This window comes from Actinosynnema sp. NPDC050801 (assembly GCF_040673975.1).
In the GTDB taxonomy this organism is placed as follows: Bacteria; Actinomycetota; Actinomycetes; order Mycobacteriales; family Pseudonocardiaceae; genus Actinosynnema.
This window is the reverse complement of sequence record NZ_JBFAQZ010000001.1, coordinates 710,437-724,659: the sequence shown is the minus strand read 5'-3', so window position 1 is coordinate 724,659 and position 14,223 is coordinate 710,437. Positions and strand designations below refer to the sequence as shown.

Below are 14,223 nucleotides of genomic sequence, written 5' to 3'. Positions count from 1 at the left end.
CGAGTGCCAATTACGTGTTTAGCACTCGACGGAGGAGAGTGCAAGAAGACGTGGTCAGCGGGACGAGCGGACGGGCACGCTGGTGGGCAGCGGTTTGCTGCTGGTCGTGCCCCCGACCTCGATGGATTGGCTGGTGCCGGTGTTGCCGCCCTGGCGCGGAGGTTCATCCTTCGGCGTGAGGATCACCACGAGGATGACGACGAGCACGATCGCGATCGCACCCACGAGCACGGGCGCGACCCACGCCGGCCGCGTCTTGGCGGTGGTGGTGAACGCGCTGGCGCCGACCTGCGCGGGCGGCCGCAGCCGCACCGGCTCCTGGAGGAACCCCGGCTGCTGCTGGTAGGGGGTGCGGTACTGGCCCTGCTGCGCCACGGGCACGCCGCCGGTCTGCGGACCCATCGGCACCGCGCCGGAGTCGGTCCGGCGGTGGGGCGGCGCACCCTGCGGCGCGGCGGACAACGCGGCCCGCGCGGCCGCGACCAGCTCGGCGCACGAGCCGTAGCGCTTCGACGGGTCCTTGGCGGTGCCCTTGCGCAGCACGTCGTCGATGGCGGGCGGCAGGGAGACCACGGCGCTCAACGACGGGATCTCCGCGCCGAGGTGACCTTGGATGACGTCCTGCACACCGCCCTGGAACGGCGGCCGACCGGACAGGCACGCGAACACCATGCACGCGAGCGCGTACTGGTCGGTGCGGCCGTCGAGGGGTTCGCCGCGCAGGTGCTCGGGCGCGGCGTAGGTGGGTGAGCCGAGGAAGTCGCCGGTGCGGGTCCGGTGCCCGGTGGCGCCGCGCCTGGTGAGGCCGAAGTCGGCCAGGTAGACGTGCTCGCCCGCGGCTTCCTTGGTGGTGACCAGCACGTTGGCCGGTTTCACGTCCAGGTGGACCAGGCCCTTGCCGTGCAGCATGTCGAGCGCCTCGGCGACCTGGCCGAGCAGCGACAGGGTGCGCGCGGGCGAGAGCGGGCCGTCCTTGATGTGCGACGCGAGGTCCTGGCCGTCGACCAGCCGCATGGCGATGTAGAGCAGGCCGTCGACCTCGTCGAAGTCGTAGAGCGGCACGATGTTGGCGTGGTCGATCGCCGAGGTGTTGCGCGCCTCGTCGACGAACCGCTCCCGGAACTCGGCGTCCGCGGTGAGGTGTTCGCCGATGACCTTCAGGGCGACCTTGCGACCGAGCCTGACGTCCGTGGCCTTGTAGGTCACGCTCATGCCACCGCGGCCGAGCACCCCGTCGATCCGGTAGTGGCCCAACCGTCGCCCGCTCAGGTCCTCCGACACGCACGGAGCCTAACGTCCGCGTACAGGGCCTTGCGCGGGGTTCCGGCAAACGGACGCCGGGCGTGCGGCCCGACCCGCCGCGACGGCGGGTCGGGCGGAGGTCACGGCGCCTTGCGCACATCCGATGCCTGGCTGCGGCCGTCGCGCCCCGCTTGGATCTCGAACTCCACGCGGTCGCCCTCGGCCAGCGTCCGGAAGCCTTCCATCTGGATCGCCGAGTAGTGCACGAAGACATCGGGGCCGCCGTCCGCCGCGATGAATCCGTAGCCCTTCTCCGAGTTGAACCACTTGACCGTGCCGACAGCCAAGACGTCCTCCTTCGAGAAATACCTTGAGCAAACCGTCACGCTAGAGGCACGAGGGGGTTCGCCGATACCTCCTTATGGAGTCATGACCGCGCGCTGAATCCGTTGTCGCGCAACCAACTGACGAGTCCGCGCGGGCTGCGGGTCCGGGTGAGCACGAGTCCGGGACCGGCGAAGTCGAGGACCAGTCCTTCGCCATTCCGCACGGATTGGGGCGCACCGGGGGAAACGGCGCGCAGCCGGCACTGCACGGTGTCGGTGAACGCGACCACGTGACCGCCGGCGACGGTGACCAGTTCGCCGGGTTCGAGGGTGACCACGTCGAGCGTGCCGTAGCAGCTGAGCACGACGGGTCCGGTGCCGAAGGCGTAGGTGAGGAACCCGTGGTCGGTGCCGTGGAGGGCGCGCACGGGCGGCGCGGTGGGGTCGAGGTGGGCGGTGGCGGCGCAGGCGAGCCAGCTGTCGCGGGCCACGCACCAGCCGGTCGTGCCCTCCAGTTCGAGCACGTGCAGGTCGCCGGGCAGGGGCGGGGCGACGTCGACCCAGCCGCCCTCGGGGCCCGCGGTGCACAGCGCGGCGCTGACGCCGGGTGACTTGGTCCGGGCGTCGACGACGATGCCGTAGCTGGTCGCGAGCACGGAGGAGCGCTCGACCACCACCGGTTCACCGGGTGCCAGGACGAGTCGGGCGACCCCGAAGGTGGGAGTGTGGCGGGTCCGGACCTGCAACTTTCCCCCTGTCGTGATCAGCCGGTTGGAGCAGTCTGCCACGGGCGCGGCAGGATGGGGCGCGTGTCGAACACGCTGACCCGAGTCGCTGATCACAAGGCCCGTGTCGCCGGGCTCGTCGGGCGGATGCCGGTGGTGGCGTTGCCGGTCGCCGACTGCCTGGGCCTGGTGCTCGCCGAGGACGTGGTCGCGTCGGTGCCGCTGCCGCCGTTCGACAACTCGGCGATGGACGGTTACGCGGTGCGGGCGGCCGACGTGGCGTCGGTCCCGGTGGAGCTGCCGGTGGCGGAGGACATCCCGGCGGGCCGGACGTCGTCGGCGCCGCTGGCGGCGGGCACCGCGCACCGGATCATGACGGGCGCGCCGATGCCGCCCGGTGCGGACGCCGTGGTGCAGGTGGAGTGGACCGACGGCGGCACGTCGGTGGTGCGGGTCGACCGCGGGGTGGCGGTCGGCGCGAACGTGCGGCGGATGGCGGACGACGTGGCCGCGGGCACGACGGTGCTGCGCGCGGGCGTCACGCTCGGTCCGGCGCAGCTGGGGTTGGTGGCGGCGCTGGGGTTCGGCGCGCTGCCGGTGCGCCGGCGGCCGCGGGTGCTGGTGCTGTCGACCGGGTCGGAGCTGGTGGGGCCCGGTGTGGCGTTGGCGCCGGGGCAGATCTACGAGTCGAACGGCGTGATGCTGGCCGCGGCGGTGCGCGAGGCGGGCGGCGAGGCGGAGCTGCTGCGGTTCGTGCCGGACGACGTGGCGCGGTTCCACGCGGCGATCGGGCCGAGGTTGGCGTCGTTCGACCTGCTGCTCACGTCGGGCGGGGTGAGCGCGGGGGCGTACGAGGTGGTGAAGGACGCGTTCACGGGGCGCGGCGTGGAGTTCACGAAGGTCGCGATGCAGCCGGGCGGGCCGCAGGGCGCGGGGCGCTACCAGGGTGTGGCGGTGGCGACGCTGCCCGGGAACCCGGTGAGCGCGCAGGTGTCGTTCGAGGTGTTCATCCGGCCGGCGCTGCGGGCCGCGATGGGGTTCTCGCGCGTGGAGCGACCGGGCGCGGTGGCCCGGTTGAGCGCGCCGGTCACCTCGCCGGCGGGGCGCACCCAGTTCCGGCGCGGCGCGTACGACCCGGAGTCGGGACGCGTGGTGACACCCGTCGGCGGGCCGGGGTCGCACCTGCTGTCGGCGTTGGCGATCAGCAACTGCCTGATCGAGGTGCCGGAGGACGTCACGGAGCTGGCGGCGGGAGCCGAGGTCACCGTCCGCCTCCTGCACGGAGAGTGACGTCGACCTGACCGTCCGGCGTTGATCATCGGTGTGACGCGGCTTACACTCGTGGTGATCGGAGTTCCGGTCGGTCCGTGCGTTCGTCGGGGGACGCACGGGCGGGCCGGACGAGGGCCGGCGAAGCCGCGTAGCGTGTGGCGGGCCCGGAAGCACCGCCCTGACACGGAAGAGCCATGACCGTCGATCGCGACAAGCACAGTGGTGCCGTCTCCCACTTCCTCCAGCTCGCCCGGGGGATCGTCCCCCCGATGCACCCCGCGGGCCGCCCCTTCGTAGCGGGCGCCGCCGTCGTCACGCTGCTGCTGCGCCGGTACTCCAAGCGCGCCGGCGTCGTCGGCGCGCTGCTGACCGCGTGGGTCGCCTGGTTCTTCCGCGAGCCCAAGCGCACCACGCCCACCCGGCCCGACGTCGCGGTCGCACCGGCCGACGGCACGGTGTCGCACGTCGTCGAGGCCGTGCCGCCCGCCGAACTCGGGCTCGGCTCCGCGCCGATGACCCGGATCAGCGTGTTCCTGTCGGTGTTCGACGTGCACGTGCAGCGCGTGCCCGTGGCGGGCCTCGTGCGGCAGGTGTCGTACCGGCCCGGCAAGTTCCTGTCCGCGGACCTGGACAAGGCCAGCGACGACAACGAGCGCAACACCGTGTGGCTGAGCACCCCGGCCGGTCAGGACGTGGTGGTCGTGCAGATCGCGGGCCTGGTGGCGCGGCGGATCGTGTGCGAGGTCGCCGAGGGCGACAAGGTGGCGGTCGGGCAGACCTACGGCCTGATCCGGTTCGGCTCGCGGGTCGACCTGTACGTGCCGACCGGCAGCCGCGTGCTGGTGGAGGCCGGGCAGCGCACCATCGGCGGCGAGACCGTGCTCGCCGAACTCCCCTCGGAGGGCTGAGCGGATGGCTCCCAGCGGGCCGGGGATCAGGCTGCTGCCCAACGCCATCACCGTCCTCGCGATGTGCGCCGGGTTGTCGGCCGTGCACTTCGCGATCACCGGCATGTACGGGGCGGCGATCGGCTCGATCGCCGCGGCGGCCGTGTTCGACGGGTTGGACGGGCGGATCGCCCGGCTGCTCGACGCGACCAGCAAGATGGGCGCGGAGCTGGACTCGTTGGCCGACGCCATCTCGTTCGGCGTGGCGCCCGCGTTGGTGATCTACGTGTGGAAGTTCGACCTGAGCCGCGAGGGCTGGGTCGTGGCGTTGATCTTCGCGGTGTGCATGGTGCTGCGGTTGGCGCGGTTCAACACGCTGCTGGAGGTCGAGCAGCCGCCGTTCGCGAAGGAGTTCTTCGTCGGCGTGCCCGCGCCGGCCGGCGGGTTGTTGCTGCTGCTGCCGCTGATCCTGGACGAGCAGCTGGGGCGGTCCGGGTGGTGGTCCGGGCCCGTGGTCGTCGCGGTGTGGACGGTCGCGGTCGCGTTGCTGCTGGTCAGCCGCATCCCGACGCTGTCGGTGAAGACGATCAAGGTGTCACCGCGGTACGTCGCACCGCTGCTGGTGCTGGTCGGGTTGCTGGCGGCGGCGGTCATCACGTTCCCGCTGGCGGCGTTGAGCGCGGCGATGCTGGTGTACCTCGGGCACCTGCCGTACTCGGTGCGGCGGTACCGGTGGTTGGCCAAGCACCCGGAGGCGTGGTCGGTGCCGGCGGCCGATCGGCGGGCGATCAAGCGGGCGCACGGGGTCGCGGCGCGGAGGTTGGGCTTGCGGCAGCCGTTGGGCGGTCGGGTGGCGGGTGCGGCGATGCGTGCCGTGCGGCGGCCCCGGCGGATGGCCGATCCGACGCAGGTGGCGGCGGAGACCAACGGCCAGGCGCGGCCGGGCAAGCGGCGGGGTTGGCGACAGATCGGCTTGCGCCGGCATGATCGGCCGTAGGTCGATATACTGCGTCTGACCTGCTGTTTCAGGCGGTTTCGGCGGTGCCCGATCGAGTGAACCTCGATCGGGTCATGCACCAAAACGCCGTTATTGAGAACCTGAAACGTCGGTTGAAACAACGAGGCCGGCAACCAACCCGTGCCTCGCGACAGCCGGACTCGGACCGTCGGCCCTGGCCCCCTCGGCCCCGAGCCACTCGGGCCGAACGGATGGAGACGGACCGGACGGCCCCGACTCGCGCCGGACGGGCTCGCGCCAGATGGGCCCGGGCAGACGGGCTGCGGCAGACGCGCACGGGCCGGACAGGCTAGGGCCAGACGGGCTCGCGCCGGACGGGCCTGGGAAGACGGGCTGCGGCAGACAGGCTCGGGCCGGACAGGCTCGGGCAGACGGCCCGGACGGGCGCAGACGGAGCGGCGCCCTCACCGGATGGGCCCAGGCAGAGCGGCCCAGGCAGAGCGGCTCAGGCGGAGTGGCTCGGCGGACGGGCTCCGGTCGGCGCGACTCTGTCGATCGCGGCCGAGCGGGCCCGAGCGGGGCAGGTTCGGCTGCGGCCAACCATCCGACCCGGACGACCGGGCCCAACTACGCTCATCCTCGTGATCACGCTGACCGCCCGCCTGTCCCCCTCGGCCCTGGACACCCGCCGCGGGGTGGTTCGTCTGCACCCGGAGGTGATGGACGCGCTGGGTCTGCGCGCGTGGGACGCGGTGCGCCTGACCGGCGCACGGGTGAGCGCCGCGCTCGCCGCGGCGACCGCGGGCGACGGGCCGCCCGGTGTGGTGCTGGTGGATGACGTGACGCTGTCGAACCTCGGCGTGGTGGAAGGCGCGGAGGTGGTGGTGGCGCCCGTGGACGTCGCCGCCGCCCGGTCGGTCACCGTGGCCGGGTCGAGGTTGGCTGGGACGTCGCTCACGCCCGAGACGCTGCGCATGGCGCTGACCGGCAAGGTGCTGACCGTCGGGGACGCGGTCTCGCTGCTGCCGCAGGACTTGGCGCCGCCGCCCGGGGCGGATGTGAGCGCCACGCGGCGCAAGTTGTCCAACGCCATCGGGATGACGTGGACCAACGAGCTGTTGACCATCACGTCCGCGGACCCCGCCGGTGGGCCGGTGGCCGTGCAGCCGTCGACGGTGGTCGGGTGGCGGGATGGGGCGCGGACGGGTGATGCGCCGGCGGTCGTGTCGGGAGCCGGTCGGGGTGGGTCGGCCGGGGGTGGGTCGGCCGGGGTGGGAGTGGCTGGAACGGGGTCGGCTGGGGGCGGCGTGGCCGGGACAGCCGGGGTCGGGGCGGCTGGTGTGGTGGCGGCCGGTGGGGTCGGATCGCACGTGGGGGCGGGTGTTGCGGGGGGCGTCGACGGTGCGGTCGAAGCTGTGGTCGCGGCGGTGCCGGTGGCGGACCTGGTGGGGCAGCAGGAGGCGGCCAAGCGGTTGGCGGAGTGGTTCGACCTGACGTTCAGCCACCCTGAGCTGTTGGCTCGGCTGGGTGCGACGACCCGGTTGGCGGCGTTGGTGAGCGGGCCCGAGGGGGTCGGCAAGGCGACGTTCGTGCGGGCCGTGGCGCAGGGCGCCGAGGCGGCCGTGGTGGAGGTGGCCGCCCCGAGCATCGCGGTGTTGGAGGCGAACGCGGCGGCGCAGCGGGTCGCCGACGCGGTGAACCGGGCACGGGGGCAGGCGCCCGCGGTGTTGTTGTTGACCGACGTGGAAGCGCTGTTGCCGGCCGCCTCGGCGCCGCCGGTGGCGACGGTGGTGCTGGACGCGTTGCGGGAACGGCCCGACGGGGTCGCTCTGGTGGTGACCAGCGCGCACCCGGAGGCGATCGACCCGCGGCTGCGCGTGCCCGAGCTGGTGGACCGGGAGCTCGTCCTGCCGCTGCCCGACGGGCCGGTGCGGACCGAGTTGCTGAGGGTGCTGCTGCGCGACGTCCCGGTCGAGTCCGATGTGGACCTCGGCGTGATCGCGGACCGGACGCCCGGGTTCGTCGCGGCGGACCTGGTGGCGTTGCGCCGGGAGGCGGCGTTGCGGGCCGCCCTGCGCCAGCTGGACGTGGACGAGCCGCGGGTGGCGCAGGCCGACCTGCTGGGTGCGTTGGAGAGCGTCCGTCCGATCTCGATGTCCACTTCGGACACGTTGCGGACCGGCGGCCTGACGTTGGCCGACGTCGGTGACATGACCGAGGTGAAGCAGGCGTTGACCGAGGCGGCGCTGTGGCCGTTGCAGTACCCGGATTCCTTCGCCCGCCTCGGCATCGACCCGCCGCGCGGTCTTCTGCTGTACGGGCCGCCGGGGTGCGGGAAGACGTTCCTGGTGCGCGCGTTGGCGGGCACCGGGCGGCTGAACGTGCTGTCGGTCAAGGGCGCGGAGCTGATGGACAAGTTCGTCGGCGAGTCCGAGCGGGCGGTCCGCGAGCTGTTCCGGCGGGCGGCCGAGGCGGCGCCGGCGATGGTGTTCCTGGACGAGGTCGACGCGTTGGCGCCCCGGCGCGGCCAGTCGTCGGACTCGGGCGTGGCGGACCGGGTGGTCGCGGCGCTGCTGACGGAGTTGGACGGGGTCGAGCCGTTGCGGGACGTCATCGTGCTGGGTGCGACGAACCGGCCCGAGCTGGTGGACCCGGCGTTGTTGCGGCCCGGCCGGTTGGAGCGGTTGGTGTACGTGCCGCCGCCGGACGCCGAGGCGCGGGCGGAGATCCTGCGGGCGTCGTCGCGGAACACGCCGTTGGCGTCGGACGTGGACCTGGACGCGGTCGCGGAGGAGTTGGACGGGTACTCGGCGGCGGACTGCGCGGCGTTGATCCGGGAGGCCGCGTTGACCGCGATGCGCGAGTCGTTGTCGGCGGCGGAGGTGACGGGTGCTCACCTGGCGTCGGCGCGCGAGCGGGTGCGGCCGTCGTTGGACCCGGCGCAGCTCGCCGCCCTGGCGGCCTACGCCGAGTCGCGCGAGCGGTGAGCCGGACGGGTCCGGTGGGTCCGACAAGCCGGGCAGGCCGGACGGGTCCGGTGGATCCGACAGGTCGGGCGGGGCGGGCTAGGAGACCTTGCCCGACGGGCCCTTGTAGTCGTTGGTGACGATCACGATGATGCCCGCGTGGGCGCTCTGGATGCCGTCGAACCGGGGTTCCACGCGGGCGTTGAGGATCCGGGCCAGGTCGCGGGCCGAGGTCTCCTCGTCGGTGCCGGGTCGGAAGTAGACCGTGGTGGTGGGGATGTTGCCGGACGAGTAGTTGCCCTTCTCGGCGACCTGCCACCCGGCTCGTTCGACGTCGGCCTGGGCACGGGAGGCCAGGCCCTGGGTGGTGCTGTTGTTGTAGACGCGCACCGGCGGCTTGGGTGTCGTGCTCACGGGCGGCGGCGGTGGCTGGGCGGCGGTGGTCCCGCCGGGGTTCGCGGACGTCGCGGGCGCGGTCGTGGTGGCGGCGGGCGGTGACGTGTCCGAGGGCGGGGTGGTCGTCGGCTCCGCGGGCGCGGGCGTGGTGTTCGAGCCCGAGCCGTCCGGCGTGTCCGAGGTGACCGAGGGCGGGGTCGACTGGGCGGCGGGCGGGTTGTCGTCCGGGCCGCCGGTGAACAGGCTGACCAGGCCGATGACCAGGGCGATGACGGCGACGCCGAGCAGCGCGTAGCCCGCGGCGCGTGCCGGGTGCGCGGGGCCCGCCGGCTGTTCCGGGTTCGTCATCGGCGTTCGACACCCAGCCGCTTCGCCACGCGGACGCGTTGCCTGCCGGAGCGGGACCGGCGCAGTCTCTTGATCAACATCGGATCGGCGGCCAACGCCTCTTCCTTCTCGATCAACGCGTTGAGCAGCTGGTAGTAGCGCGTCGCGGACATGTCGAACAGCTCCTTGACGGCCTGTTCCTTCGCACCCGCGTACTTCCACCACTGGCGTTCGAACGCCAGGATCTCGCGCTCCCGGTCGTTCAAACCGTCGGCCGGCCCCTCCGCCGGCGCCAGTGCCTCTGCGGCGTCCATCTGGCTCCTCAGCCGTGTCCCGTGCGTGGGTGCCATTACATCACGTGATCTTCGCGCGGGGCGGTTCATCGGTCGGCGCGTCCGATCCGACGCGCCGTTAGGCTGCACGCCATGGCAGTTCACCCCATCCGGATCGCCGGAGATCCCGTGCTCCACAACCCGACCCGCCCGGTCGAGGTGTTCGACGAGACGCTGCGCACGCTGGTCGACGACATGTACGAGACGATGGCGGCGGCGCACGGTGTCGGCCTCGCGGCCAACCAGATCGGGGTCGACCTGCGGTTGTTCGTCTACGACTGCCCGGACGACGAGGGTGTGCGGCACCGGGGGCTGGTGGTGAACCCGACGCTGGTGACGTCCGAGGTGCCGCTGGGGATGCCGGACCCGGACGACGATTTCGAGGGCTGCCTGTCGGCGCCGGGCGAGTCGTACCCGACGGGTCGGGCGTCGTGGGCGAAGGTGACCGGGTTCGACGGTGACGGCAAGCCAGTGGAGGTCGAGGGCACCGGGTTCTTCGCGCGCTGCCTGCAGCACGAGACCGATCACCTGGACGGGTTCATCTACCTGGACCGGCTGGTGGGGCGGCACAAGCGGGCGGCGCGGAAGATGCTCAAAGCCAACGGTTGGGGTGTGCCGGGTCTGTCGTGGGACCCGGCGACCTCGGAGGACCCGTTCGCGGACGACGAGGACGACTGACCGCCGACCGACGACGTGAGGAAGGCGCCGGCCGTGGTCCATGACCGACTCGTGCGCATCCACAGCCCTGAGTTCCGGGCGATGTCCGAGCGGGTCCTGCGGGCCACCGAGCTCACCTCCCGCCTCAACGTCCTGCCCTTCGAGGACGAGGTGGGCAAGGCGGAGCTGTGGGAGCGGATCCTCGGCCGGCCGTTGCCGCCGAAGGTGACGATCTACCCGCCCTTCTACACCGACCACGGGCTGCGCCTGGACCTGGCGGACCGCGTGTTCGTCAACCAGAACTGCACGTTCCTGGACTACGCGGGCATCCGGCTCGGTGAGCGCGTGATGGTCGGGCCGAAGGTCACGTTCATCACCGTCGGCCACCCGGTCGATCCCGAGGAGCGGCGGGGGTGGTTGACCGGTGGGCCCATCGACGTGGCGGAGAACGTGTGGATCGGCGCCGGTGCCACGATCCTGCCGGGTGTCACGATCGGGCGCGACGCGGTGATCGCGGCGGGCGCGGTCGTGGCGGACGACGTTCCGCCGGCGAGCCTGGTGACCGGGGTCAAGGCCGCCGTCCGCCGCCAGTGGTGACGGCGGCGTGGCGCGGTGCCCGGGGCCGGTCGGTGTCCTAGACCGGGTCGGCGGCCGGTTCGCCCGGGCCGGGGTGCGCCGCGCTCTGGAGCGGTTCCGCGGTGGTGCGCTGGTCGCGTGAGGGCTTCGGGTGGTGGTCGGCGCGGGGTGGGCGCTCGGGCCGCCGCCAGGGCAGTTCGGGGTAGGTCACCAGTTCGACGTGGGTGGTGCAGCGGGCGAGTTCGCCGTAGGCGCCGGCGAGCACGGCGGCTCGGACGCGCCGCACCTCGCCGACCGTCGGCAGCTCCCCCACCAGCAGGAACGGCAGCAGCAGCCGCCACGCGCCGACGGTGGCGGCACGGCCGCGGTGCGGTGCCCGCAGCGTCGCCCGGGCCACGCGCAGCGCGTGCTCGCTCGCGGTGATCGACGACGGGTGCCCGGCGTGGTCCCAGGACCAGCGCAGGCCGTCGGCCATGGCGCACCGGACGCAGTCGACGGGCCCGGTGGCGGGTTCCTCGCCGCACTGGGAGCACGCGAGGAGGGTCATCGCCCAGTCGGTGCAGGTCCAGGGGTGTCGTCCCACCTCGTCGGCGAGCACGAGCTCGGCCAGTTCGCGTTCGCCCGCGCCGCCCTCGGCGAGCTGTTCGGCGGCGAGCAGCTCCTGCCAGTCGAGCAGCCAGTACTGGTCCACGAGTTCGGCGCAGTACCGGCACGCGGGGTAGCCGCGGCCGGCCAGGTCGCCGCACGACGGGCACGGCGAGACGACGGCGGGGCGGGCCACGCGCCGGGCGCCGGGCGGGAACGGCTGGTGATCAGCCACGCGGAGAAAGGTACGCGCAAAAGGTGGCGCTTGGCATCCGCACCTTGGCATCGGCACCGGGCCGTGGCTATGGTCAGCTCGGTAGCTCGACACGTACCGACAACTCAACACGCGGGAGCTCGCGCCACAGCGGGCTGAGAGGGCGGCTGGGACTTCGAGGTCCCGGTGCCGCCGACCGCCGGAACCTGACCGGGTAATGCCGGCGTAGGGAGGAATGCAGTGACGGCACTCGACGACCGTTCGGTCAAGCCCAGTGTCACCACCGGGCCCATCTCGGGTTCGCACAAGGTCTACCGCGAGGTGGACGAGGGTGTGCGGGTTCCGTTCCGCAGGGTGGAGCTGACCAACGGCGAGCACGTCGACCTGTACGACACCTCCGGTCCGTACACCGACGACAACGCGACGATCGACGTCCACAGTGGACTTCCGGCGTTGCGCGCGGGCTGGGTGGCGGGGCGCGAGCCGGTCGACGGGGCGGTGACCCAGCTGGCGTACGCCAAGGCCGGGATCATCACGCCGGAGATGCGGTTCGTGGCGGCCCGCGAGAACATGAGCCCGGAGTTCGTCCGCGACGAGGTGGCCATCGGCCGGGCGGTCATCCCGCTCAACCGCAACCACCCCGAGGCCGAGCCGATGATCATCGGCAAGAAGTTCCTGGTCAAGATCAACGCGAACATCGGCAACTCGGCCGTGTCGTCCTCGATCGAGGACGAGGTGGAGAAGATGGTGTGGGCGTCGCGGTGGGGCGCCGACACGATCATGGACCTGTCCACGGGCAAGCGGATCCACGAGACGCGCGAGTGGATCATGCGCAACTCGCCGGTGCCGATCGGCACGGTGCCGATCTACCAGGCGCTGGAGAAGGTGGACGGCGATCCGGCGAAGCTGTCGTGGGAGGTCTACCGCGACACCGTGGTCGAGCAGGCCGAGCAGGGCGTCGACTACATGACGGTGCACGCGGGCGTGCTGCTGCGGTACGTGCCGCTGACCGCGCGCCGGGTGACCGGCATCGTGTCCCGCGGCGGGTCGATCATGGCGGCGTGGTGCCTGGCGCACCACCAGGAGAGCTTCCTCTACACGCACTTCGAGGAGCTGTGCGAGATCCTGCGCGAGTACGACGTCACGTTCTCGCTGGGTGACGGGCTGCGGCCGGGTTCGATCGCGGACGCCAACGACGAGGCCCAGTTCGCCGAGCTGCGCACGTTGGGCGAGCTGACCCACATCGCCCGGGCGCACGACGTGCAGGTGATGATCGAGGGCCCGGGTCACGTGCCGATGCACAAGATCGCGGAGAACGTGCGGTTGGAGGAGGAGTGGTGCGGCGAGGCGCCGTTCTACACCCTCGGGCCGCTGGCCACGGACATCGCGCCCGCGTACGACCACATCACGTCGGCGATCGGGGCGGCGCAGATCGGCTGGTTGGGCACCGCGATGCTCTGCTACGTCACGCCCAAGGAGCACCTGGGCCTGCCCAACCGGGATGACGTGAAGACGGGCGTGATCACGTACAAGATCGCGGCGCACTCGGCCGACCTGGCCAAGGGCCACCCGGGCGTGCAGGACTGGGACGACGCGCTGTCGAAGGCGCGGTTCGAGTTCCGGTGGGAGGACCAGTTCAACCTGTCGCTGGACCCGGACACGGCGCGGTCCTACCACGACGAGACGTTGCCCGCGGCGCCGGCGAAGACGGCGCACTTCTGCTCGATGTGCGGGCCGAAGTTCTGCTCGATGAAGATCACCCAGGACGTGCGGCGGTACGCGGAGGAGCGCGGTCTGTCCACTGTGGAGGCGATCGAGGCGGGGATGTCGGAGAAGTCGCACGAGTTCACCGACCACGGCAACAAGGTCTACCTGCCGGTGGTGGACTGACCGATGGCGTCCACGCCACCGAGGGTCCTCACCATCGCCGGGTCCGATTCCGGCGGTGGTGCGGGCCTGCAGGCCGACCTGCGCACGTTGTTCGCGTGCGGTGTGCACGGGATGACGGCGGTCACGGCGGTGACCGTGCAGAACTCGTTGGGCGTGACCGGGTACACCGAGGTGCCGCCGGACGTGGTGGCGGCGCAGATCGAGGCGGTGGCCGGCGACATCGGGGTGGACGCGGCCAAGACCGGGATGCTGGCGTCGGCGGCGATCATCGAGGCGGTCGCGTCGGCGCTGGACCGGGTGTACGTCGGGCCGTTCGTGGTGGACCCGGTGGCGGCGTCGATGCACGGGCACCAGCTGCTGGCCGACGACGCGCTGGACGCGTTGCGGGCGTTGCTGTTCCCGCGGGCGACGCTGGTGACGCCGAACCTGGACGAGGTACGGCTGCTCACCGGCATCGAGGTGCGCAGCCGTGCCGACCAGCGCAAGGCCGCCGAGGCGCTGCACGCGATGGGCCCGCGGTGGGTGCTGGTGAAGGGCGGGCACCTGTGGGACGACCCGGAGTGCCTGGACGTGCTGTTCGACGGTGCGGAGTTCATCGAGCTGCTCGGGCCGCGTTACGACGTCAAGCACACCCACGGCAGCGGTGACACGTTGGCGTCGGCGATCGCGTCGCAGCTGGCGCGGGGTGCGGACGTGCCGACGGCGGTGCGGTTCGGCAAGGACTTCATCGTCCGCTCGGTCGCGGCCGCGTACCCGTTGGGTGGCGGTGTCGGTCCGGTGTCGCCGTTGTGGCGGTTGGAGGGGTAGCGGCGGGACGTCGGCCGGGTGCCGCGTCACCGGTTCTCAGGTTGCTTTAAGGCACCCGCGTGG

At 72.4% G+C, this 14,223-nt stretch carries 14 protein-coding genes and 1 riboswitch; of the genes, 8 read left to right on the top strand and 6 right to left on the bottom strand.

Annotated features, from left to right (window positions below; genetic code table 11):
* Nucleotides 1-54: 54 nt before the first annotated feature.
* From AB0K14_RS03625 to AB0K14_RS03615, 3 genes are all read right to left on the bottom strand, one after another.
* Entirely contained in the window at nt 55-1,281 is a 1,227-nt protein-coding gene (locus AB0K14_RS03625) for a serine/threonine-protein kinase (protein ID WP_360453883.1), read from the bottom strand.
* 101 nt (nt 1,282-1,382) lie between these two features.
* The gene (locus AB0K14_RS03620) at nt 1,383-1,589 is read right to left on the bottom strand and encodes a cold-shock protein (RefSeq protein WP_033443686.1); all 207 of its coding nucleotides are present in this window, start codon (nt 1,587-1,589) and stop codon (nt 1,383-1,385) included.
* An 80-nt stretch (nt 1,590-1,669) separates the two neighbouring features.
* Nucleotides 1,670-2,314 carry an AIM24 family protein gene (locus tag AB0K14_RS03615; protein WP_360453886.1) on the bottom strand — a complete coding sequence of 215 codons (645 nt, stop codon included), beginning with the start codon at nt 2,312-2,314 and terminating at the stop codon, nt 1,670-1,672.
* Between the two features lie 54 nt (nt 2,315-2,368).
* Here AB0K14_RS03615 and glp point away from each other — a divergent pair, with 54 nt between their 5' ends.
* From glp to AB0K14_RS03595, 4 genes are all read left to right on the top strand, one after another.
* Nucleotides 2,369-3,583: a gephyrin-like molybdotransferase Glp gene (gene glp / locus AB0K14_RS03610; RefSeq protein ID WP_360453889.1), complete on the top strand. Its 1,215-nt coding sequence runs from the start codon at nt 2,369-2,371 to the stop codon at nt 3,581-3,583.
* A 176-nt stretch (nt 3,584-3,759) separates the two neighbouring features.
* Nucleotides 3,760-4,473, top strand: a complete 714-nt coding sequence (locus AB0K14_RS03605) for a phosphatidylserine decarboxylase (protein ID WP_360453891.1) — start codon at nt 3,760-3,762, stop codon at nt 4,471-4,473.
* A gap of 4 nt (nt 4,474-4,477) precedes the next feature.
* Nucleotides 4,478-5,449 carry a CDP-diacylglycerol--serine O-phosphatidyltransferase gene (gene pssA, locus AB0K14_RS03600; protein ID WP_360453894.1) on the top strand — a complete coding sequence of 324 codons (972 nt, stop codon included), beginning with the start codon at nt 4,478-4,480 and terminating at the stop codon, nt 5,447-5,449.
* A 602-nt stretch (nt 5,450-6,051) separates the two neighbouring features.
* Entirely contained in the window at nt 6,052-8,397 is a 2,346-nt protein-coding gene (locus tag AB0K14_RS03595; RefSeq protein ID WP_360453896.1) for an AAA family ATPase, read from the top strand.
* A 78-nt stretch (nt 8,398-8,475) separates the two neighbouring features.
* Here the strand turns inward: AB0K14_RS03595 and AB0K14_RS03590 are convergent, their stop codons facing one another.
* Nucleotides 8,476-9,120: a LytR C-terminal domain-containing protein gene (locus AB0K14_RS03590; RefSeq protein WP_360453899.1), complete on the bottom strand. Its 645-nt coding sequence runs from the start codon at nt 9,118-9,120 to the stop codon at nt 8,476-8,478.
* Nucleotides 9,117-9,413 (bottom strand): DUF3263 domain-containing protein, encoded by a 297-nt coding sequence (locus AB0K14_RS03585; RefSeq protein ID WP_360453901.1) that lies wholly within the window; start codon nt 9,411-9,413, stop codon nt 9,117-9,119. Before AB0K14_RS03585 ends, AB0K14_RS03590 begins: the two co-directional genes overlap by 4 nt.
* A gap of 111 nt (nt 9,414-9,524) precedes the next feature.
* Between AB0K14_RS03585 and AB0K14_RS03580 the strand changes: the two genes are divergently transcribed.
* Entirely contained in the window at nt 9,525-10,109 is a 585-nt protein-coding gene (locus AB0K14_RS03580) for a peptide deformylase (RefSeq protein ID WP_360453903.1), read from the top strand.
* Nucleotides 10,110-10,142: 33 nt separating this feature from the next.
* Nucleotides 10,143-10,685, top strand: a complete 543-nt coding sequence (locus AB0K14_RS03575) for a DapH/DapD/GlmU-related protein (RefSeq protein ID WP_364337282.1) — start codon at nt 10,143-10,145, stop codon at nt 10,683-10,685.
* 37 nt (nt 10,686-10,722) lie between these two features.
* Here AB0K14_RS03575 and AB0K14_RS03570 read toward each other — a convergent pair whose 3' ends face one another.
* Complete coding sequence (locus tag AB0K14_RS03570) at nt 10,723-11,484, bottom strand: hypothetical protein (RefSeq protein ID WP_360453909.1); 762 nt, start codon at nt 11,482-11,484, stop codon at nt 10,723-10,725.
* A gap of 101 nt (nt 11,485-11,585) precedes the next feature.
* Nucleotides 11,586-11,712, top strand: a riboswitch (TPP riboswitch).
* On the opposite strand from AB0K14_RS03570, the gene thiC reads away from it, so the two are divergent.
* Nucleotides 11,704-13,353: a phosphomethylpyrimidine synthase ThiC gene (gene thiC, locus AB0K14_RS03565; RefSeq protein WP_360453912.1), complete on the top strand. Its 1,650-nt coding sequence runs from the start codon at nt 11,704-11,706 to the stop codon at nt 13,351-13,353. (Overlaps the previous riboswitch by 9 nt.)
* Nucleotides 13,354-13,356: 3 nt before the next feature.
* Nucleotides 13,357-14,160 carry a bifunctional hydroxymethylpyrimidine kinase/phosphomethylpyrimidine kinase gene (gene thiD, locus AB0K14_RS03560; protein ID WP_360453915.1) on the top strand — a complete coding sequence of 268 codons (804 nt, stop codon included), beginning with the start codon at nt 13,357-13,359 and terminating at the stop codon, nt 14,158-14,160.
* The last annotated feature ends 63 nt before the right edge of the window (nt 14,161-14,223 follow it).